Origin of the sequence: Umezawaea sp. NPDC059074, from assembly GCF_042738955.1 — a bacterium.
Lineage (GTDB): Bacteria > Actinomycetota > Actinomycetes > Mycobacteriales > Pseudonocardiaceae > Umezawaea.
In genome coordinates, this window is the sequence record NZ_JBHYHC010000073.1 from 26,595 (window position 1) to 45,652 (window position 19,058).

The 19,058-nt window shown below is 72.8% G+C and carries 18 protein-coding genes; 11 read left to right on the forward strand and 7 right to left on the reverse strand.

What is annotated here, in order from left to right; genetic code table 11:
- Positions 1-302 precede the first annotated feature (302 nt).
- Together ACFWW9_RS28555 and ACFWW9_RS28560 are read right to left on the reverse strand one after the other, a co-directional pair.
- Positions 303-1,142 carry a hypothetical protein gene (locus tag ACFWW9_RS28555; protein WP_390384211.1) on the reverse strand — a complete coding sequence of 280 codons (840 nt, stop codon included), beginning with the start codon at positions 1,140-1,142 and terminating at the stop codon, positions 303-305.
- 73 nt (positions 1,143-1,215) lie between these two features.
- A complete protein-coding gene (locus ACFWW9_RS28560; protein ID WP_390384214.1) occupies positions 1,216-4,305 on the reverse strand; it encodes a BTAD domain-containing putative transcriptional regulator in 3,090 nt (1,029 codons plus the stop codon).
- 97 nt (positions 4,306-4,402) lie between these two features.
- Between ACFWW9_RS28560 and ACFWW9_RS28565 the strand changes: the two genes are divergently transcribed.
- A complete protein-coding gene (locus ACFWW9_RS28565; RefSeq protein WP_390384216.1) occupies positions 4,403-5,311 on the forward strand; it encodes an alpha/beta fold hydrolase in 909 nt (302 codons plus the stop codon).
- Here ACFWW9_RS28565 and ACFWW9_RS28570 read toward each other — a convergent pair.
- Together ACFWW9_RS28570 and ACFWW9_RS28575 are read right to left on the reverse strand one after the other, a co-directional pair.
- Positions 5,229-5,744, reverse strand: coding sequence for a hemerythrin domain-containing protein (locus ACFWW9_RS28570; RefSeq protein ID WP_390384218.1), 516 nt, complete (start codon positions 5,742-5,744; stop codon positions 5,229-5,231). The genes ACFWW9_RS28565 and ACFWW9_RS28570 overlap by 83 nt on opposite strands.
- Complete coding sequence (locus ACFWW9_RS28575) at positions 5,741-6,226, reverse strand: MarR family transcriptional regulator (RefSeq protein ID WP_390384220.1); 486 nt, start codon at positions 6,224-6,226, stop codon at positions 5,741-5,743. Before ACFWW9_RS28575 ends, ACFWW9_RS28570 begins: the two co-directional genes overlap by 4 nt.
- 63 nt (positions 6,227-6,289) lie before the next feature.
- Here ACFWW9_RS28575 and ACFWW9_RS28580 point away from each other — a divergent pair, with 63 nt between their 5' ends.
- The 3 genes from ACFWW9_RS28580 to ACFWW9_RS28590 all read left to right on the forward strand — a co-directional run bounded on the left by ACFWW9_RS28580 (position 6,290) and on the right by ACFWW9_RS28590 (position 10,055).
- Positions 6,290-6,901, forward strand: a complete 612-nt coding sequence (locus tag ACFWW9_RS28580; protein WP_390384222.1) for an NAD(P)-dependent oxidoreductase — start codon at positions 6,290-6,292, stop codon at positions 6,899-6,901.
- Between the two features lie 97 nt (positions 6,902-6,998).
- A complete protein-coding gene (locus tag ACFWW9_RS28585) occupies positions 6,999-9,497 on the forward strand; it encodes a glutaminase domain-containing protein (protein WP_390384224.1) in 2,499 nt (832 codons plus the stop codon).
- A 57-nt stretch (positions 9,498-9,554) separates the two neighbouring features.
- Positions 9,555-10,055, forward strand: a complete 501-nt coding sequence (locus ACFWW9_RS28590; RefSeq protein ID WP_390384226.1) for a hypothetical protein — start codon at positions 9,555-9,557, stop codon at positions 10,053-10,055.
- A 63-nt stretch (positions 10,056-10,118) separates the two neighbouring features.
- Here ACFWW9_RS28590 and ACFWW9_RS28595 read toward each other — a convergent pair whose 3' ends face one another.
- The 3 genes from ACFWW9_RS28595 to ACFWW9_RS28605 all read right to left on the reverse strand — a co-directional run bounded on the left by ACFWW9_RS28595 (position 10,119) and on the right by ACFWW9_RS28605 (position 12,680).
- Positions 10,119-11,114, reverse strand: coding sequence for a hypothetical protein (locus tag ACFWW9_RS28595; RefSeq protein ID WP_390384228.1), 996 nt, complete (start codon positions 11,112-11,114; stop codon positions 10,119-10,121).
- 119 nt (positions 11,115-11,233) lie between these two features.
- Positions 11,234-12,070: an ADP-ribosylglycohydrolase family protein gene (locus ACFWW9_RS28600; RefSeq protein WP_390384230.1), complete on the reverse strand. Its 837-nt coding sequence runs from the start codon at positions 12,068-12,070 to the stop codon at positions 11,234-11,236.
- Positions 12,071-12,095: 25 nt separating this feature from the next.
- Entirely contained in the window at positions 12,096-12,680 is a 585-nt protein-coding gene (locus ACFWW9_RS28605) for a QsdR family transcriptional regulator (RefSeq protein ID WP_390384232.1), read from the reverse strand.
- 155 nt (positions 12,681-12,835) lie between these two features.
- Between ACFWW9_RS28605 and ACFWW9_RS28610 the strand changes: the two genes are divergently transcribed.
- From ACFWW9_RS28610 to ACFWW9_RS28640, 7 genes are all read left to right on the forward strand, one after another.
- Positions 12,836-13,975, forward strand: a complete 1,140-nt coding sequence (locus ACFWW9_RS28610; RefSeq protein WP_390384235.1) for a serine hydrolase domain-containing protein — start codon at positions 12,836-12,838, stop codon at positions 13,973-13,975.
- A 49-nt stretch (positions 13,976-14,024) separates the two neighbouring features.
- Entirely contained in the window at positions 14,025-14,390 is a 366-nt protein-coding gene (locus ACFWW9_RS28615; protein ID WP_390384247.1) for an RNA-binding S4 domain-containing protein, read from the forward strand.
- A 32-nt stretch (positions 14,391-14,422) separates the two neighbouring features.
- Entirely contained in the window at positions 14,423-15,700 is a 1,278-nt protein-coding gene (locus tag ACFWW9_RS28620; RefSeq protein WP_390384237.1) for a sensor histidine kinase, read from the forward strand.
- Complete coding sequence (locus ACFWW9_RS28625; protein WP_390384239.1) at positions 15,697-16,350, forward strand: response regulator; 654 nt, start codon at positions 15,697-15,699, stop codon at positions 16,348-16,350. The genes ACFWW9_RS28620 and ACFWW9_RS28625 overlap by 4 nt, the downstream gene beginning before the upstream one ends.
- Positions 16,351-16,415: 65 nt before the next feature.
- Complete coding sequence (locus ACFWW9_RS28630; RefSeq protein ID WP_390384241.1) at positions 16,416-17,297, forward strand: ABC transporter ATP-binding protein; 882 nt, start codon at positions 16,416-16,418, stop codon at positions 17,295-17,297.
- A complete protein-coding gene (locus tag ACFWW9_RS28635; protein WP_390384243.1) occupies positions 17,297-18,382 on the forward strand; it encodes an ABC transporter permease in 1,086 nt (361 codons plus the stop codon). The genes ACFWW9_RS28630 and ACFWW9_RS28635 overlap by 1 nt, the downstream gene beginning before the upstream one ends.
- A gap of 12 nt (positions 18,383-18,394) precedes the next feature.
- Entirely contained in the window at positions 18,395-18,889 is a 495-nt protein-coding gene (locus ACFWW9_RS28640) for a DinB family protein (protein ID WP_390384245.1), read from the forward strand.
- Positions 18,890-19,058: the final 169 nt, after the last annotated feature.

Here is a 19,058-nt window from a genome sequence, read left to right on the forward strand (position 1 = left end):
TCGGGTGAACCTGTCGCTCATGATCCGGGGGTTGGTGGTCGCGTCCGCCGGTGCGGAACACCTCCCAGGACAGTCGTTTTCCCCGACGCACCCGAGGATGCGCCTCCACGCACACGACCAGGAGCGCACCGGCGAGCACCGGGAGCCCGAGAGCGCCGTTGGACAGTTCGACACCGATCACCGCGGTCCAGAGGAGGATTCTCATACCCGCAGATTAGGTAGCCGACCCGCACGCCGATCGCGTTTTGGGAAAGGCTTGATGAATTGGACGTGGATATTCCGCATTACGGCGGCATAGGCGCTCAGAAGCGCGACAGCTCGTACAGCACGCCCCCGTCCGACCCGTAGACGGTCGCGTGGTCGGCCGCGTCGAACGAGATCCGGTAGGTCGCCTCGTTCGGGCTCTGGACGACCCGCAGCGAGTAGCGGCCCTGCGCGTCCGGCTTGCTCGAGATCGTGCACGTCATCGGTCCGCCGATGTCCAGCGGCTCGCCCGCGTCGTAGTAGAACCCCTTGCACGGCCCGCCGTTCTGGCTGAACGTCTTCACGTCCGAGCCGCTGCCGGTGCTCCACGTGCCCGCGAACTCCTCCGGCCCGCTGCCCGCGTCCGCGCTGGTGGAGGACCCCGCGGACGGGGCGATGGCCCGCACGACGCCGTAGCCGCTCGCCACCACCACGGCGAACACCGCCAGCGCCATCGCGACGAACGCCGTGGGGTTCGCCCGGTACCGCTGGCCGATCCACTGGGTGATGGTGATGTTCCCGCCCGCCTGGAGCACGTTGCCCTGGAAGGCCCCCGGCGACCTGGTCGCGGTGTGGCCCGCGCCCGTGGCGTGCGCGGACTGCGTCACCTGGCCGCGCAACGCCGCGCGCAACCGGTCCCCGAACGCCGGGTCGCGCGACGCGGCGTCCTCCACCTCCGCCACGGCCGTCTCCCGCGCCGACGGCGTCACGGCCCCGTCGCGCAGCGCGGCCAGCCAGTCCGGGCAGCCGAGGTGGTCGAGCACCACCACCCACACCCGGTCGGCGGGAGACGTGGACCGCCGGTCGGCCGCGTCGACCGCGAACGGCGCTCGTCGCCGCGCCCGGTGCACCGCCCCCTCGACCAGCAGGCCCACCACTTGGTCGGACTCGTCCGTCACGCCGCGTTCCCCTCGCTCGCCACCCGCCCGGTCGGCGGGTTATGCAGAGGTGTCGTCGAAACGGTCCCGGATGTCACGCACGGGCTCGGGTAACGGACCGGCTGCGGGCGTCGATGGCTTCCGCCGCCCAGCGCGGCGCGCCCGCACGGGTCGCCACCGCGAGCGCCCGCCGGTAGTGCTCCTCGGCGTCGCGGTGGCGGCCGAGGGCGGTCGCGAGGTCGCCGAGGTGCCGGGCGACGGGGCCGAACGCCACCAGCCCGCTGCACGCTCCGGCGATCTCGTCCACCGCCGGGAGCAGGAGGTCGTGCAGGCGTTTCACCGTCGCGAGGTCCCCGGCGCGGACGGCGGCCGCCGCTTGGAGGCACGTGCGGGCCTCGAAGAGGAGGTCGTGCGGGGAGTCCGGAACGCCGTCCACGCGGGTCCACGGCTCGTACGGGCCCCATTCGGCGTCGGCGGGCCGCTCGCCGAGGCTGAGCAGCGCCAACGGGAGGAGCCCGTCCTCCAGTCCGGGCATCCCGGTGCCGGTGAGCCGGGCCGCGGCCGCGCGGTAGGCGGCGCGGGCCTCGTCGGTCCGGCCGGTCACGGCCAGCCGCAGCGCGGCGTACCAGGCGGTGAACACGCCGACCACGGGCAGGTCGTGGCGGGCGGCGAGGTCGTCGGCCGCGGCGGCGTGCCGGTCCGCGCGCGCCAGGTCGGCCTGCGCGGCGGCGGACTGGACGAGCACCAGGTGCGCGAGCACCTCGAACGTGACCAGGCCGTGCCGGTGGGCGTGGGCGAGGAGTTCCTCGCCGATCGCGGCCCGCTCCGGGGCCAGGCCCGCCCGGTGGAACGTCTGGAGGAAGCGGCCGTTGAGGGCGAACGCGAGCAGCGCGGGGTCGTCGAGATCGCGGGCCAGGTCCTCCGCTTCACGGGCCGCCCGGTCGCCGCGCGGTCCGGCGTCGGCACGACGCTCGACCGCGATCGTGGCCAGGAGGCGGGCGCGGTCGGCCCGCCGGTCGTCGGGCAGGACGGCGAGGGTGCGGTCGGCGGCGTCCACCAGCCGGGCGGACAGGTGCTCGTCGTCGTTGGCTGTCCAGATCGCCGGGACGTCGAACGAGCCGATCACGCTCGCGGTCAGCACGGGGTCGCCCAGCGCCTCGGCCGCGTCGGTCGCCTCGGCGCGCAACCGCCGGGCCTCGTGCAGGTCACCGGTCACGGCCAGCGCGCGGACCAGCCCCATGACCACGTCCAGGCGGTCGCGGGGGTCGTCGGTGCGGGCCAGCGCCTCCCGCCACAGCCGGGCGGCCTCGCGCGGGGCCGCCCGCCGTTCCGCCCGGTCGGCCGCGGCACGGGTGACGCGCGCGGTGCGCTCGTCGGCCACTCGGCTCCCGGCCCGCAGGAGGTGGTGGGCGATCGTCTCCACGTCGTCGGGCCGCGCCCGTTCGAGGAGGTCGGCGACGGCGGCGTGCCACCGGGTCCGGCGCGCGCCGGGGACGTCGGCGTAGAGGGTCTCCTGCACCAGCGCGTGGGCGAAGCGCGGCCGGTCGGCGTCCCGCTCGACCAGGAACCCTGCCCGCAGCGCCGCCTCGACGGAGTCCAGCACCGCGTCCTCGTCCCCGGCCAGCGGGATCAGCACGTCGAGGTCGACGTCCTGGCCGAGCACGGACGCCTGCCGCAGGTGCGTGCGCGTGGCCTCGGGCAGGGAGGCCAGGCGGTGCAGGAGGACGTCGCGGACGCCGGCGGGCACGCCGTGCAGGCCCTCGTCCTCCCAGAGCCGGGTCAACTCCCGGACGAGGAACGGGTTGCCCGCGCTGCGGGCGTGGACGGCCTCGACGTCGGCGGGGGACATCTCGCGGTCGCTGATGGCCCGCACCATCTCGTCCACCAGCGGGCGGGTCAGGCCGCCCAGGTAGAGCCGGACGGGCTCGGTACGGGCGGCGCGGCCCAACGCCTCGGCCAGCGCGAGGGTGATGTCGGTCGACCGGTACGTGCCGAGCACCAGCACCCGGCCGCCGTCGGGGTCGGCGGTCAGCGCCGTCACCAGCGCGAGGGTGTCCTCGTCGGCCCAGTGCAGGTCGTCGAAGACGAGCAGGACCGGCGCGCGGGAGGCGACGTGCGCGCCGATCGCCCGGTGCCGGTGGAACCTCGTCGCGTCCACGGGCGCGGGCTCGGGTCCCAGCGTCCGGCGCATCCGGGTCCACGGCCACGCCTCGGGCGCGCCCTGCACCTCCGGGCTCGCGCCCCACGCCGTGGTCCAGCCGCGGTCGGCCAGCCGGTCGGCCACCGTCCGCGCGAACGCCGTCTTGCCAGCCCCCGCCACCCCGGACAGCAGGACCAGCGTCGGGCGGGTCAGCTCCTCGGCGGTCGCCGCCACCGCGGCCAGTTCGGTCGCGCGCCCGACGAACGGGTGCGCCTTCCGGGCGCGTGGGGGAGGGGCGAGGTGCTCGGCCCGCGCCAGGACCTCGGCCTCCAGCCGGGCCAGGGCCTCGCCGGGGTCGACGCCGAGTTCGTCCCGCAGCACCTCGCGCGCCCGGCGGAGCGTGGCCAGCGCGTCCCCCTGCCGTCCCGACCGGTACAGCGCCAGTGCCAGCAGCCGCCACCCGTCCTCGCGCAGCGGGTGCGCGGCGACGTGCGCCTCCAGGTCCGGCACGGTCTCGGCGGCGTGGCCCAGCGCCAGTGCCGCCTCGGCGCGGCGGGTGACGGCGACCAGCCGCACCTCGTCCAGCCGGGCGGCTTCGGCGCGGGCCCAGCGCAGGTCGGTGAACTCGGCGTACGCGGGTCCCCGCCAGAGCGCGAGCGCGTCGTCCAGTCGGGACAGCGCTTCCTCGGCGGGCACGGCGTTCGCGGCACCGACGGCCGCTTCGAACCGCCAGGCGTCCACCGCGTCGGGCTCGACGCGCACGGCGTACCCCGGTGGCGCGGTGACCAGCAGCCGTGCGGGTGTCCGGGGTGGACGGTCGGGTTCGAGGGCCTTGCGCAGCGCGCCGACGAACGTCTGCACCGCGCCCAGCGCACCGTCCGGCGGGGACTCCCAGAGGTCGTCGACGAGGGTCTCAACCGGCACGACGTGACCGCGTGCCACCAGGAGCCGGGCCAGGACGGCCCGGTGTCGAGGGCCCTTGAGGTTGACCGGCCCGTGCTCGTCGGCGGCCTCCAGCGGACCGAGCACACCGAACGTCACCACCGGCACAACCTAACGGGCGGCGCTGAGTCGGCGCTGATCGAACGCTGATCGCCGTCGCGCAGAGTTCGGGTCGTCCCCTTCCACTGAGGAGAACCCCATGATCCCCGGTTTCACCGAACGCCGAGTGACCGTCGCCGACGGTGTCGCCCTGCACGCCGTCGTGGGCGGCACGGGCAGCCCGGTCGTGCTGCTGCACGGCTTCCCGCAGACCCACCTGATGTGGCGGCACGTCGCCGCCGATCTGGCCGCCGACCACACGGTCATCTGCCCCGACCTGCGCGGCTACGGCGCCAGCGACAAGCCCACCACCGGGTACTCCAAGCGGGAGATGGCCGCCGACGTCGTCGCGCTGGCCCGGTCGCTCGGCCACGACCGGTTCGCCCTCGCGGGCCACGACCGCGGCGCGCTGGTCGCGATCCGCGCGGGCCTCGACCACCCCGACGCCGTGACCCACCTGGCCTCGCTGGACGTGCTGCCCACGCTGGACATGTGGGACGTGATGCACGGGGTGCCCGCGGCGGTCGGCTTCCACCTGTACCTGATGGCCCAGCCGCCCGGCCTGCCCGAGGCCATGATCACGGCGTCCGCCGACGCCTTCTTCGGCCACTTCCTCGACCTCTGGACCAACGACCCGACCGCCATCCCGGCCGATGTCCGCGCCGAGTACCTGAAGGCATCGCGCGACGCGGTCCCGTCGATCGTCGCCGACTACCGCGCGTCCGCCGGGATCGACGTCGAGCACGACCGCGCGTCCCTCGCGTCGGGCGACCACCTGCGGATGCCCGTCACCGTGCTCCAGCAGGACTGGGGCACGGCCCTCGGCTTCGACGCCGCCGCCCGCTGGCGCGCGTGGGCCCCGGACCTGGAGCACCACACCGTGTCCTGCGGGCACTTCATGGCCGAGGAGGCGCCCGGCGACGTCGTCAAGGCGCTGCGGGACCTCCTCCGTCGACCCGCAGGAACTCCGGCCGCTCGGCCCGCCACTCCGGCAGGTCCAGCGAGTTGAGCACGGAGATCAGTTTCCGCTCCTCGTAGGTGAAGTGCGTCTCCATCAACGCGGCCAGCCCCTCGAGCTCCGCCGTCACGTGCGCCGCCGCGGCCGGATCGGGCTCGGCCGGGAGGTTCCTCAGCAGCTTCTCCAGCGTCCCGAGCACCCAGTCGATCCGGTTGTGGTCGGTCCTCAACTCCCCGATCACCCCGCGCAGCTCGGGGAACTCCGCCGCGATCTCCACGAACGCGACCCGGTCCTCCCCGGTGTGGTGCCGCGTCAACGCCGAGCAGAACGACAGGCAGTGGGCCCGCAAGTCCCGCGACGGCAACCCGTTCCCCGCGAAGTACGCGTCCACGTCGTCCCGCAGCTCCTCGAGCTGCTCCCGCAACCAGATGTGGACCTCCACGAGCTGGTTCCCGAACGCCGTGAGCCTGCTGCCGTCGGTCATGCCTGCTCCGTGAACTGGTCGGTCGCCTGCTTGCCGGCGGCGGTGGCGCGGGTCAGGAAGTCGGCGATGGCGGCGAGTTCCGCGGGGCTGTAGGCCTCGCAGAGGTCGTCGATGGCGGTGTTCATGCCGCGGTAGTGCTCGAACATCTCGGCGTTGCGGTCGGGGAGGACGCGGACCACGACGGCGCGGCGGTCGGACGGGTCGCGGTCGCGGGTGATCCAGCCGCCGCGTTCGAGGCGGTCGAGGACGCCGGTGAGGGTGGCCGGGTGCAGGCCCGCGCGGCGGGAGAGGGCGGTGGGGTTCTGCGGGCCGTGCTGGGCGAGGAGGTCGAGGCAGTCGAGGTCGACGTCCTTCAGGTCGACGCGGGAGCCGACCTGGTGGTTGAACAGCGCCAGTTGGACGCGCAGGCCGCGCAGCGATTCCTTGATGGTCGCCGTCGTTCGCCTGCGCTGCCGCGCGTCCTCAGGTACTTTGGAACTCATATGATATCGCCCTCGTAGTATATGGGGTGCGGATCACAAGGTATCCGAGCTGGGGAGACGCGGATGAAGATCACTGTTTTCGGTGCCACCGGCGGTGTCGGCGGGCACGTCGTCCGGCAGGCGCTCGACGCCGGGCACCAGGTCACGGCCGTCGTGCGCGACCCGAAACGACTCCACGTGGAGCACGCCGAGTTGCGGGTCGCCACGATGGCCGACGCGCTGGAGCCGTGCGACGCGGTGCTGTCGGGCATCGGTCCGAAGGGGCGCAAGGAGGGGCCGGTGGCGTCCACGGCGACGCGCGGGATCGTGCGGGCCATGGCGGACGCGGGGGTGCGGCGGATCGTGGTGGTCAGCGCCGCGCCGGTCGGGCCGGTGGCCGAGGACGAGACGTTCCTCAACCGGCGGGTGCTGCTGCCGTTCATCGGTGCGGTGCTGCGGGACGTCTACGCGGACCTGGCGGCCATGGAGGACGTCCTGCGGGGGAGCGGGGTCGACTGGACGGCCGTGCGGCCGCCCAAGCTGGTGGACAAGCCGCTGACCGGGGAGTACCGCAGCGTCGTCGGCGGGAACCCGCGCGGCGGCTACTCCATCTCCCGCGCCGACACCGCGCACGCGATGCTCGCGGCGCTGGCCGACCCGGCGACGGTCGGGCAGTCGGTCGGGGTGGCCTACTGAGCGAGGAGGTACCCGACGGGTACCTCCCACAGCAGGTTTACAACGTTGTACCAACGATGTAAACCTGGGGATCCGCCCTGCACGGAGGAAGGCACCCATGTCGGAGTCCCTGTCCCGTCGCACCCTGCTCGGCTGGGCGGGAGGCGCGCTCGTCCTGTCCGCGCTCCCCGGCCACGCCCGCGCCGACGTCACCGCGCTCGGCACGTTCGACCCGCTGCGCCCACCCGCGACCCCGCTGTTCGTCCGCTCGCCGTACCTCAGCACGTGGCAGGCGTCCGACGAGCTGGTCGGCTCGTGGTCGTCGTTCTGGAACGGCCGCACGACCGCCCTCTGCGGGATCGCCCGCATCGACGGCACGGCCTACCTGTTCGCCGGGTCGCCCTCCGGGGCGTTCACCCGGATGACGCAGACCTCGTTGCGGGTCACCGCGACCCGCTCGATCTACACCCTCACCGGCGGCGGCGTCGCGCTGACCGTCACCTTCTTCTCGCCGGTAGCCCCCGACGACCTGCGGCGGCAGTCGGTGCCGTTCGGGTACCTCGACATCACCGCCGCGAGCACCGACGGCCGGGCGCACACCGTGGACCTGCACGTCGACGTGTCGGCGGAGTGGGTGCACGGCGACAGCGCCACCCCGGTCACCTGGGCCCAGCGGCAGACCGGGTCGAGCACCGCGCTCACCGTCACCCCGGCGTCGCCCGGCGTGCTCCAGGAGAACAACGACCAGGCGTCCTGGGGAACGCTCGTGCTCGCGGCCTCGTCCGGCTCGGGCCTGTCGTGGCAGATCGGCCAGGACACGGTGGTGCGCGGGGCGTCCGGCGCCCTGCCGAACACCTCCGACCCCGCGATGCCCCGCCCGATCAACGACCGGTGGGTCGTCCTGGCGCTGCGGAAGAGCCTCGGCTCGGTCACGTCCGCGTCCGCGCCGTTCACCGTCGCGCTCGGGCACGTGCGGACGCCCGCCGTGAGCTACCTCGGCACGCAGCTCGCGCCGTGGTGGACGCGGCAGTGGACGACGTGGCCGGACATGGTCGACTGGTTCCTCGCCGACCGCGCCTCCGCGCTCACCGCGGCCATGGCGCTGGACCAGCGGGTGCACGACGACGCCGTGCGCGTCGGCGGCGAGCACTACGCGGCGCTGTGCGCGCTGGCGCTGCGGCAGGCGTTCGGGGGCACCGAACTGGTGGACCGCGGCGGGTCGCCGTGGGCGTTCCTGAAGGAGATCTCCTCCAACGGCAACATGTCCACGGTGGACGTCACCTATCCGGCGTTCCCGGCGTACCTGCACCTCGCGCCGAACTACCTGCGGCTGCTGCTGGAACCGCTGCTGGACTACGCCGAACGTGGCGGCTGGCCCAAGGAGTTCGCCGAGCACGACCTCGGCTTCCACTACCCGGTCGCCACCGGTCACAACGACGGCGACGAGGAGAGCATGCCGGTCGAGGAGTCGGCCAACATGCTGATCATGTCGGCCGCGCTGGTGCAACGGCTGCCCGCGGCCGACGCCCGCGCGTTCGCCACGGCGCACCAGGCCGTGCTGCGGCGGTGGGCCGAGTACCTGGTCGGCAACGCCCTCGACCCCGGCTTCCAGAACCAGACCGACGACTTCACCGGGTTCATCGCCCACAGCGCGAACCTGGCGCTCAAGGGCATCATCGGCATCGGCGCGATGGGGATCATCTCGGCGCTGCTGGGCAACACCGCCGACGTCGTGCGCTACCGGTCGATCTCGCGGAGCTACGCGAGCCAGTGGACGAGCCTCGCGCAGGACCCGGCGGGCACGCACCTGAAGCTGGCGTACGACCAGGACGGCACGTGGAGCCTGAAGTACAACGGGTTCGCCGACCGCCTGCTCGGGCTGGACCTGGTGCCGCTCGGCGTCGCCGCCCGCGAAGGTGACTGGTACCAGGGCAGGATCGGGCGCTTCGGCGTGCTGCTGGACCCGCGCAACAACTACACGAAGGCCGACTGGGAGCTGTGGACGGCGGCCTGGCTCGCCGACCGGCCCGGCATCCGCGACGCGCTGGTCGAGGGCGTCTACGCGTACGCGAACCAGACACCGCAACGGGTTCCGCTGTCGGACTGGTACGTCGTGGGCGACGGGACCCAGCGCGGGTTCGCCGCGCGGCCGGTGGTGGGCGGGACGTTCGCGCTCGCCGTGCCGCCCGCGGCGTCGGTGGTGGTGTGGCGGCGGATCCAGAACCAGAACTCCGGCAAGGTCCTCGCGGTGTCGGGGGCGTCGCTCGGCGACTCCGCCGAGGTGACGCAGTGGGCCGACAACGGGACCGCGGACCACGTGTGGACCGTGGTGGACAACGGTGACGGCACCGTCCGGATCACGAATCGCAATAGCGGGAAGGTGTTGGCCGTGCACGACCAGAGTGTTGACGACGGCGCGCACGTGCAGCAGTACCGCGACAACGGCACGCCGGACCACCTGTGGCGGATCGTGGACGCGGGCGGCGGGTGGTCGAAGGTCGTGAACGTCCGCAGCGGCAAGGTGCTGGCCGTGGACCAGCAGTCGCGGGCCGACGGCGCGCAGGTCACCCAGTGGGCCGACAACGGCTCGCCCGACCACCTGTGGCGGTTCCTCTGACCCCGTGCAACCTCCCGGCGGGGTCGTTCCGTCCGGCAGGTGGGAGCGAGGTGTCGCATGAGGGCGTTGATCGCACTGGTGGCCGCCGTGGTGCTGGTGGCGTGCGGGAGGACGGTCGAGACCGGCGGAGGTGACGCGGTGCAGGCGGTTCCCGGATGCGGGGAACGGGCCGACGGGCTGACGGCGACCAAGACCCTGGCGCTGGTCGGGCGGTTCCCGACCAGCGCGGAACGGGGCGGTGGGACGTTCGCCGGGACCGTGACGGTGACGAACAACGGCGAGGCGATCAAGGGGGACACGTCCCAGCTCGCCGACGTGGTCGTGGTGCGCGACGGGAAGGTCGTGGGGGCCTCGCTGCCGAAGGACCTGGTGGCGAAGCCCCTCGACCTCCCCGCCGGGGCGAGCGCGGACTTCCCGGCGACCGGGAGCCTGCGGGAGTGCGACGGGGGCGAACCCCTGGCGGCGGGCGCCTACCAGGTGTTCGCCCTCGTCGCGGTCAACCGGAGCGGGACGAGCACGGTCGCCGTGGGCGGTCCGTGGCCGCTCGACGTGACGTGAGCGAACCGGGGGTGGGTCCTGCGACGGCCACCCCCGGCCGCGTGCTCACGTCGCGGTGGTCGCTCAGGTCGCGATCGTGACGCCGAACCGCGTGCTCACGCGGCTCCAGAGTTCCGCGTACGCCGTGCCACCGCCGCCCGCGATGACGTGGCCGCGGATGTGCTTGTCGGGCGCGGACACGCTGCCGACGTAGAACGGGGCCCCGGAGTCGCCGCCCTGCGGGAGGTTGCCGCCGGTGAACGCCGTCACGGGCGACTTGCAGCCGCTGGAGGTGCAGACCGTGGCGGTGACGCTGGTGGCGGTGTGGCCGCAGTTCTCGCCGGTGGTGCGGCCGCTGTGGCAGTAGTCGGCGAAGCCGACCACGGGGTCGGCCGCGGACAGGATGTGCGCTCCGGTGCCGCTGTCGACGCCGCCCAGGTAGATGAACGCGCCGTAGGACTGGCCGCTGATGAGTTCCATGTCCTGCGACGGGAGGCCGTTGCCGCTGATGGTGCCGACGACGCGGCCGCCCAGCTCGGTGACGGCCGTCTGGCCGTTGCTGAAGCAGTGGCCCGCGGTCACCTGGAAGCGGGTGCCCGCCGAGTTCTGCACGGTGTAGCCGGAGGAGCACTGGGCGTTCGGCGCGGTGAGCGTGATGCCCGCGCCGCCCCAGAACGCCGGGACGTCGTCGCGGCGGCTGAACAGGTCGGTGACCTCGTGCTTGCGCACGTCGACCACCGTGCCGTACGTGCCGACCAGGGAGGAGACCACGTCGGAGGGCGCGTCGGTCTCGATGACGACCTTGCCGGTGTTCGGGTCGGCGTAGCTGCCGAAGGAGTACTTGGTGCCGCGGGTCTTCACGTAGTCGACGATCCGGGTCTGGATGGTCGACGACGCCACGTCCACCGCCTGGCTGACCAGCGGCGCCTTGCGCCCGGCGTCCGCGGGGGCGGAACCCTGGGCACTGGCCTTGGCGGCGGTGTCCGGCTTGGGGTCGGAGGCGTTGGCCGGGGCCGCGCCGATCGCGAGGGCGAGCGAGGCTGCGGCGAGGGACGCCAGGACGGGTCTCAGTAGTCGCACTGCGGTGTTCCCTTCTTCGGTGCCGTGTTCAGGGGCACGGCGCAGAAGTAGAGAAGCGCTCGGCGGGCGGGGAGATACGGTTTATTCCGCGGTGCGCCGAGGGATCGGGATTCCCGATGTCACCCCAGGAGAGCGTTGTCCAGCGCCACCAGGAAGTCGTGGCCGTACGGCCCGCGCTCCAGGTCGGCCAGCAGCGCGGGAGGCAGGTCCCGAGCCAGTTCCGCCGACCGCGACCCGGCGGCCAGCGCGATCGTCGCCACCGTGTCCACGTCCCCGGTGAACGCGACGCACGCCCGCAGCAGCGACCCGAGGCCCGTGCTCGTGCTCAACGCCGTGAGCGCGGCCCGCACGCTCATCCGCCCCTTCGACCCGACCTCGCCGGTCCACGGCGTCGCCCAACCGCCCGACGGCAGCCGAGCGTCCACCCAGCGGGCGACCTCCGCCACCGGCCCGAGCCCGTGGTGGCAGTAGTGCGCGGCCAGCGCGGCGGCCTGCGCGGACTCGACGCCGTCCGGCGTGTCGTGGGTGATCCGCGCCTGCACGGCGGCGCACTCCAGCACCTCGTCCACTGTGGACAGCAACCCGATCGGCCCGGACCGCATGGCCGCGCCGCTCTTGTCGCTGTCCGGCCGGATCCGGTCCAGCAGCGCCGTTCCGTCGGCCAGTTCGGGGAGCAGCGCCTGGAAGCCCTTGGCGTACCCCGGTCGCGGGTCGCGGTGGAAGGCCCGCACGAACGCGTCGGCGAACCGCGGCGCGGTCCACGGGCCACCCTCGGCCACCACCTCGGCGACCGCGATGGTCATCTGCGTGTCGTCGGTGTACCGCCCCGGCCGCAGCCCCGCGTACACCGGGTTCTGCACGTAGCCGCGCAAGGTGTTGTGCGCCAGGACGAACTCCGCGTCCGCGAACTCGAACCCGGCCCCGTACGCGTCGCCCACGGCGAGTTCGAGCAGCATCCGCCGATGCTCCCACACGCCCGCGTCAGCGCAGCAGGACCCGCAGCACGACTTCCGCCCGCCGCGCGTCCGGCGGCTCGCCGATGAGCACCTGCGTGTGGATGTACGACTCGGTGATGCGCACGGCGGTGTAGGCGAGGTCGTCCAACGGGATCTCGCTCGACACGAGACCGGCGGCGCGGTCCTCGGCGATCAACTCGCGGATCAGCAGCAGGTACCGGTGCTGGTAGTCGCCGGAGGTACTGGTCAACAGCCCCAGTGCGAGCGCGGGCTCGTCGCGGAGCAGTTGCCTCATGCCGGGGTGGGCGTTCACGTCCCGCACGAACGCGGTCAGCGCCACGGCGGCGCGCGGCCCGTCGGTGTGCGCCGCGCGGTAGGCCTCGAAGCTCTTGCGGGTGGCCGACCACAGCACCTCGGTGATCAGCTGCTCGCGCGACCCGACCCACCGGTACAGCGTGACCCGGTTGACCCCCAGTTCGTCGGCCAGTCCTTGCATGTCGATCCGCTCACCGGCCGCGAACCGCCTGCGCGCGGCCGCGAAGGCGTCCAGCACCGTCGGCCTGCACTCCCCGTCCAGCGCCCGGCGCAACGCCGTGCTCCCGTCCTCCACGACCACCCCTCCACCCCTTGCCCGAGGGGAGTGTCCCATGACATCGTGCAACGTGCGCGGCATCACGTTGCATCGATGTGTCACCGGTGTGAGGCGTTGCACCGCGCTCGGCCGTCACCGCCGTCGGCCGGACGTCGCACGGAGGGACCACGACCATGGTCGAAGTGTCGGGAGACCTGGACGAGCGCTTCACGCCGGTGCGGGACGCCCTCGCCGCGGAGTTGGCGTCCGGCAACGAACTGGGCGCGAGCATCGTCGTGGACCTGGACGGCACGACCGTCGCGGACATCTGGGGCGGCTGGCGCGACGCCGAGCGCACCAGCCCGTGGACCGAGGACACCATCACCAACGTCTGGTCCACCACCAAGACCGTCACCAACCTGGCCGCGCTGATGCTCGTGGACCGCGGCCTGCTGGACCCCTACGCCCCGATCGCCAAGTACTGGCCCGAGTTCGCCGCGAACGGCAAGGAGCACGTCGAGGTCCGCCACGTCCTGAGCCACACCTCGGGCGTCTCCGGCTGGGACCAGCCGTTCACCGTCGCCGACCTGTACGACTGGGACACCTCGACGGCCCGCCTTGCCGCGCAACGACCGTGGTGGGAGCCGGGCAAGGTGTCGGGCTACCACGCCAGCAACCAGGGCCACCTCGTCGGCGAACTGGTCCGCCGGGTGACCGGCAAGCCGCTCAAGGCGTTCGTCGCGGAGGAGATCGCGGGCCCGCTGGGCGCGGACTTCCAGATCGGCGCGGTGGAGGCCGACTGGCCCCGGATCGCCCCGGTGGTCCCCCCGCCGCCGCTGCCGTTCGACTTCGCGGCCCTCGACCCCGACAGCCCCATGGTCAAGACCTTCTCCTCCGGCGCGCTGGACGCGGGCGTGGCCAACACGCCGGACTGGCGGCACGCGGACATGGGCGCGATCAACGGCCACGGCAACGCCCGCTCGGTCGCCCGCATCCTCAGCTCGGTGGCGCTGGGCGGGTCCGTCGACGGCGTGCGCCTGCTGTCGCCGGACACCATCGACGTGATCTTCGACCAGCAGAGCGACGGCGTGGACCTTGTGCTCGGGGTGCCGCTGCGGTTCGGCATCGGCTTCGCGCTGCCCGAGACCGTCACGGTGCCGTACGTGCCGCAGGGCAAGGCCTGCTACTGGGGCGGCTGGGGCGGTTCGCTGATCCTCATGGACCTCGACCGGCGGCTCACGGTCAGCTACGTGATGAACCGGATGGCGCCGGGCATCATCGGCTCCGACCGCTCGGAGCGCTACCTGCGCGCGGTCCTCGACTGCCTGGACTGAGGCGGGCCCGCGCGGGCGCCGTCCCGTCGGGCAGGCCATCATGGACGACGTGGAGTCCACCCGCGTGGACCGCTGGCTGTGGGCGGTCCGACTGACCAAGACCCGACCCGACGCCGCCGCGGCCTGCCGGGGCGGCCACGTCCGGATCAACGGCAACCCCGCGAAACCCGCGACGACCGTGTCACCGGGCGACGAGGTCCGCGCCAGGGTGGGCGACGTGACCAAGACCGTCGAGGTCGTGCGGGTGATCCAGAAGCGCGTGGGCGCCGCGGACGCGTCGACGTGCTTCATCGACCGGACGCCCCCGCCGCCTCCGGTGGTGGCCGCGCCGGTGGCGAAGCGCGAACGCGGCGCGGGCCGCCCCACCAAGCGGGAACGCCGAGTCCTGGACCGGTTCCGCACCGGCGAGGTCTGAGAGCCCGCTCCCGTCCGGTTATGTTCACCCCCATGGGGACGACGGAACCGGTGTGGAGCGAGTGGCGGCGTCCGCCGCCCACGCCCCGGCAGCGCAGGCAGGACGTGTGGGTCGCACTCGCCGTCCTCGCGGGCGGGGTGCTGATGACCGTGCTGGTCAACAGCATGGGCGCGTTCGCGTTGGGCAAGCCGCCGCACCTGGGCGAGCAGATGGCGTGGGGTGTGGCGCTCACGGTGCCGCTGGTGGTGCGGCGGCGCTACCCGCTGGTCGTGCTGCTGGTCGTGGGCGCGTTGTTCATCGCCGCGCAGGCCCGGCAGATCGGGGACAACTTCGTCCCGTCGATCGTCCTGTTCCTCGCGATCTTCACCGCGGGCGGGTGGGCCCCGGACCGCCGCCGCGCGGTCGTCGTGCGGGTGGGTCTGGTCGTGGCCATGTTCGCCTGGCTGGGCTTCGGCCTGGTCCGGTTCCTGATGGTCGGCCCCGCGGGGGACTACGAGCACGCGGCGGGCCCGCTCGACCCGGTGCTCGCGTCCGTGCTCTACGGCATCGGCTTCAACCTGCTGTACTTCCTCTCCTCGTACTTCTTCGGCGAACTGGCGTGGCTCTCCGCCCGCAGGCTCGCCGAACTCGAGTTCCGCACCGACCAGCTCCGCCTCTCGCAGGAGCAGAACACCCGCGGCGCGATCGTGGCCGAGCGGATGCGCATCGCCCGCGACCTGCACGACGTCGTGGCGCACCACGTGTCCGTGATGGGCATCCAGGCGGGCGCCGCGCGCCGGGTCCTCGACACCGACCACGACCTCGCCCGCACGTCCCTGGAAACCGTCGAGAAGACCGCTCGCACGGCCATCGGCGAACTGCGCGGCCTGCTCGGCGTGCTGCGCGCGGACCCCGAACCGGCCGAGGACGTCACGGCCGCGCCGGGCCTGGAGCAGCTGCCCGACCTGGTGGCGACCGCGCGCTCGACCGGGCTGGACGTCGGCCACGGCACGTACGGCGAGCCGCGGCCGGTGCCGCCGGGGGTGGCGCTGTCGGCGTACCGGGTGGTGCAGGAGGCGTTGACGAACGTGGTGAAGCACGCGGGGGCGTCCAAAGCGGACGTCCGGGTGCGGTACCTGGACACGGCGCTGGAGGTCGAGGTGACCGACGACGGCAAGGGTCGCGCCGCGGCCGCGGGCGGGGGGTTCGGACTGGTGGGGATGAGGGAACGGGTGTCCGTGCACGGCGGCGAGTTCGAGGCCGGTCCACGGCGGGGCGCGGGCTATCTCGTGCGCGCCAGCCTGCCGACCGGCGGGAACGGTGGGGCATGAGCCTGCGCGTGGTGCTCGCGGACGACCAGGACCTCGTCCGGGCGGGCTTCCGGGTCATCCTCGGGACGGAGCCGGACATCGAGGTGGTCGGCGAGGCCGGGGACGGCGAGCAGGCCGTGGAGCTGGTCGAACGGCTGCGGCCGGACGTGGTGCTGATGGACGTGCAGATGCCTCGGGTCGATGGGCTGGAAGCCACCCGCCGGGTCCTGGGCTCGGGGATCGACGTGAAGGTCGTCATCCTGACGACGTTCGACCGCGAGGACTACCTCTTCGAGGCGCTGCGGGCCGGGGCCAGCGGGTTCCTGCTGAAGAACGCCTCGCCGGAGGACCTGGTCGAGTCGGTCCGGGTGGTGGCGCGCGGGGACGCGCTGCTGTCGCCCGAGGTCACCCGCCGGGTGATCGCCCGGTTCACCACGCCCGCGGTCGCGGCCCAGACCCGGCCCTCCGAGCTGACCGACCGCGAGTTCGAGGTGCTGGTGGAACTCGCGCGCGGGGTCAGCAACGCCGAGATCGCCGCCGCCCTGCACCTCGGCGAGACCACGGTGAAGACGCACGTGTCCCGCGTGCTCGGCAAGCTCGGCCTGCGCGACCGCACGCACGCCGTCGTCTACGCGTACGAGAACGGGGTGGTCGTGCCGGGTGGGTCGTGAGGACGACCCTCCGGTGGGTCGTGCGCAGGACGCGGAAGCCGATCATCCCGAATAGCGTTGCCGGCATGTTGACGATGACCTCGATCAGCCGGAGCTTCGGGGACCACCGGGTGCTCGACGACGTGACGTTCGACGTCCGCCCCGGACGGATGACCGGGTTCCTGGGCGCGAACGGGTCCGGCAAGACGACCACGATGCGGATCATCCTCGGGGTGCTCGCGCCGCACGGCGGCACCGTGAGCTGGAACGGCGGCCCCGTCACCGAGGAGCAGCGGCCGGGGTTCGGCTACATGCCCGAGGAGCGCGGCCTCTACCCGAAGATGAAGGTGGCCGAGCAGATCACGTGGCTCGGTCGGCTGCACGGGATGGACCGGGCGGCCGCGCGCGCCAACACCGACCGGCTGCTGGCGGAACTGGAGCTGACCGACCGCGCGAACGACAAGCTGGAGGCGCTGTCGCTGGGCAACCAGCAGCGCGTGCAGATCGCCGCCGCGCTGGTCCACGACCCCGCGGTGCTGATCCTGGACGAGCCGTTCTCCGGCCTCGACCCGATCGCCGTCGAGATCGTGCTGGACGTGCTGCGCAAGCGGGCGGCGGGCGGGGTGCCGGTGCTGTTCTCCAGCCACCAGCTGGCCGTGGTCGAGCGGCTGTGCGACGACGTCGTGATCATCTCCAAGGGGCGGATCGCGGCGAGCGGGTCGCGCGAGGAGTTGCGGGCCCGGCACGGGACCGCGCGGTTCGAGCTGGTGGTGGAGTCCGACGCCGGGTGGGTGCGCGACGTCCCCGGCGCGCGGGTCGTGGAGCTGGACGGGCCGAGGGCGGTCTTCGAGGTGTCGGAGGCCGACGCGGAGCAGCGCGTGCTGGCCGCCGCCGTCGGTCGCGGGGCGGTGCGCGGGTTCACGGCGGTCGTGCCCACGTTGGACGAGATCTTCAAGGAAGTGGTCTGATGAGCAGGGCGACGTTCGCTTCGGCCACGTGGTTGGTGGCGGAGCGGGAGATGAACGTTCTCGTGCGCACCAAGGGGTTCTGGATCGGGTTCCTGGTCACGGTGCTGGGCCTCTTCGCGATCGCGGTGCTGCCCTCGGTGTTCGGCGGGGACAAGCCGGTCGTCGCGGCCGTCGGGTCCGAGGCCGTGAAGGTGTTGTCCGGCAAGGACGTGGAGGTCCGCGAGGTCCCCGACCTGGCGTCGGCCGAGCGGCTGGTGCGGGCCGACGAGGTCGAGGCGGCGATCGTGCCGGACACGACCGGGGAGTCCGCGATCGGCGTGCGGGTGGTGGCGCTCGACGAGTCGCCGTCGGACGTGGTCGGGCAACTCGTGGCCGCGCCACCGGTGGACCTGCTGGACCCGTCCGCGGTGAGCCCCGGCGTGCGGACGCTGGTGATCCTGGTGTTCGCGCTGTTCTTCCTGCTGTTCGGGATGGGCGGGGCGGCCATCGCGCAGAGCACCGTGACGGAGAAGCAGACGCGGATCGTGGAGATCCTGGTGTCCACCGTGCCCATCCGGGCGCTGCTGGCGGGCAAGATCCTCGGGCACGTGCTGCTGACGATGGGGCAGGTGGTGGTCCTGGCGTTGGCCGCGCCCATCGCGTTGCGGCTCGGCGGGCAGTCGGAGCTGCTGGCGGTCGTGGCGCCCGCGCTGGGGTGGTTCGTGCCGTTCCTGTGCCTGGGGTTCGTGTTGCTGGCGGCGATGTGGGCGGTCGCGGGCGCGTTGGTCAGTCGACAGGAGGACCTGGGGTCGACGATGGGCCTGGCGATGCTGCTGGTGATGGGGCCGTACTTCGGGGTGCAGTTCTTCTCGGACAACCAGACGGTGATGACGGTGCTGTCGTACGTGCCGTTCTCGGCTGCGGTCGCCATGCCGGTGCGGATGTTCACCGGGGACGCTCGGGTGTGGGAAGCGTTGCTGTCCATGGGGATTCTGGCGGTGACGGTGGTGGTGATCGTGCTGGGGGCGAGTCGGGTGTACACCGGGTCGCTGTTGCGGACCGGGGGGAAGGTGGGGTTGGCTGAGGCCTGGAGCCGGGCGGAGTGATCAGGGGGAGCGATGGGGTCTTTCGACGTGCCGTTGGAGGGGGAACGGGCGCAGGTGGAGGCTTTTGTCGAGGAGTACCGCGGGGTGTTCGACGCTGCGCTTGAGGGGCTGAGCGAGGAGCAGGTTCGGCGGAGGTTGGTGCCTTCGGCCACCACGTTGCTGGGGTTGGTGAAGCACGTGACGTGGATGCAGAGGGTGTGGTTCGAGGAGTGCGTCGGGGGGAGGAGCCGGGCGGAGTTGGGGGTGGTGGGGAGTGCGGACGAGTCCTATCGGGTGGATTCGGGAGACACGATCTCGTCCGTTGTGGCCGCTCATCGGGAGGCTTGTGTGACGGCTCGGGGGGTGGTGGCCGGGGTGTCGTTGGACGATGTGGTTACTGGGCATCGGATGGGGCCTCGGACGTTGAGGTGGGTTTACCTCCAGGTGCTGCGGGAGTTGGCGCATCACTGCGGGCATGTGGACATCCTGCGGGAGCAGGTGCTTGCTGGGGTTGGGGAGTTGGGGTAGGGCTGGCTCGTTCCAGCTCAGGTCGGCCAGCGGCGTTCGTCCCAGCATGGTCGGTCAGTGGCTGCGATTTCCAGCGTGCTGTGGCCGATTTTACATGGGGACCCCACATTTAGGCCATTGTCGGGCTCAAAAGGCGGTCCAAAGAGAGTGCCCCCCCACCACAAATTTA

Excerpts from the sequence above, each read along its gene's own strand:
- ACFWW9_RS28630 (WP_390384241.1), top strand. The coding sequence starts at position 16,416 with ATGTTGACGATGACCTCGATCAGCCGGAGCTTCGGGGACCACCGGGTG.
- ACFWW9_RS28565 (WP_390384216.1), top strand. The coding sequence starts at position 4,403 with ATGATCCCCGGTTTCACCGAACGCCGAGTGACCGTCGCCGACGGTGTC.
- ACFWW9_RS28610 (WP_390384235.1), top strand. The coding sequence starts at position 12,836 with ATGGTCGAAGTGTCGGGAGACCTGGACGAGCGCTTCACGCCGGTGCGG.
- ACFWW9_RS28570 (WP_390384218.1), bottom strand. The coding sequence starts at position 5,744 with ATGACCGACGGCAGCAGGCTCACGGCGTTCGGGAACCAGCTCGTGGAG.
- ACFWW9_RS28580 (WP_390384222.1), top strand. The coding sequence starts at position 6,290 with ATGAAGATCACTGTTTTCGGTGCCACCGGCGGTGTCGGCGGGCACGTC.
- ACFWW9_RS28585 (WP_390384224.1), top strand. The coding sequence starts at position 6,999 with ATGTCGGAGTCCCTGTCCCGTCGCACCCTGCTCGGCTGGGCGGGAGGC.
- ACFWW9_RS28600 (WP_390384230.1), bottom strand. The coding sequence starts at position 12,070 with ATGCTGCTCGAACTCGCCGTGGGCGACGCGTACGGGGCCGGGTTCGAG.
- ACFWW9_RS28635 (WP_390384243.1), top strand. The coding sequence starts at position 17,297 with ATGAGCAGGGCGACGTTCGCTTCGGCCACGTGGTTGGTGGCGGAGCGG.
- ACFWW9_RS28640 (WP_390384245.1), top strand. The coding sequence starts at position 18,395 with ATGGGGTCTTTCGACGTGCCGTTGGAGGGGGAACGGGCGCAGGTGGAG.
- ACFWW9_RS28620 (WP_390384237.1), top strand. The coding sequence starts at position 14,423 with ATGGGGACGACGGAACCGGTGTGGAGCGAGTGGCGGCGTCCGCCGCCC.
- ACFWW9_RS28625 (WP_390384239.1), top strand. The coding sequence starts at position 15,697 with ATGAGCCTGCGCGTGGTGCTCGCGGACGACCAGGACCTCGTCCGGGCG.
- ACFWW9_RS28590 (WP_390384226.1), top strand. The coding sequence starts at position 9,555 with ATGAGGGCGTTGATCGCACTGGTGGCCGCCGTGGTGCTGGTGGCGTGC.
- ACFWW9_RS28575 (WP_390384220.1), bottom strand. The coding sequence starts at position 6,226 with ATGAGTTCCAAAGTACCTGAGGACGCGCGGCAGCGCAGGCGAACGACG.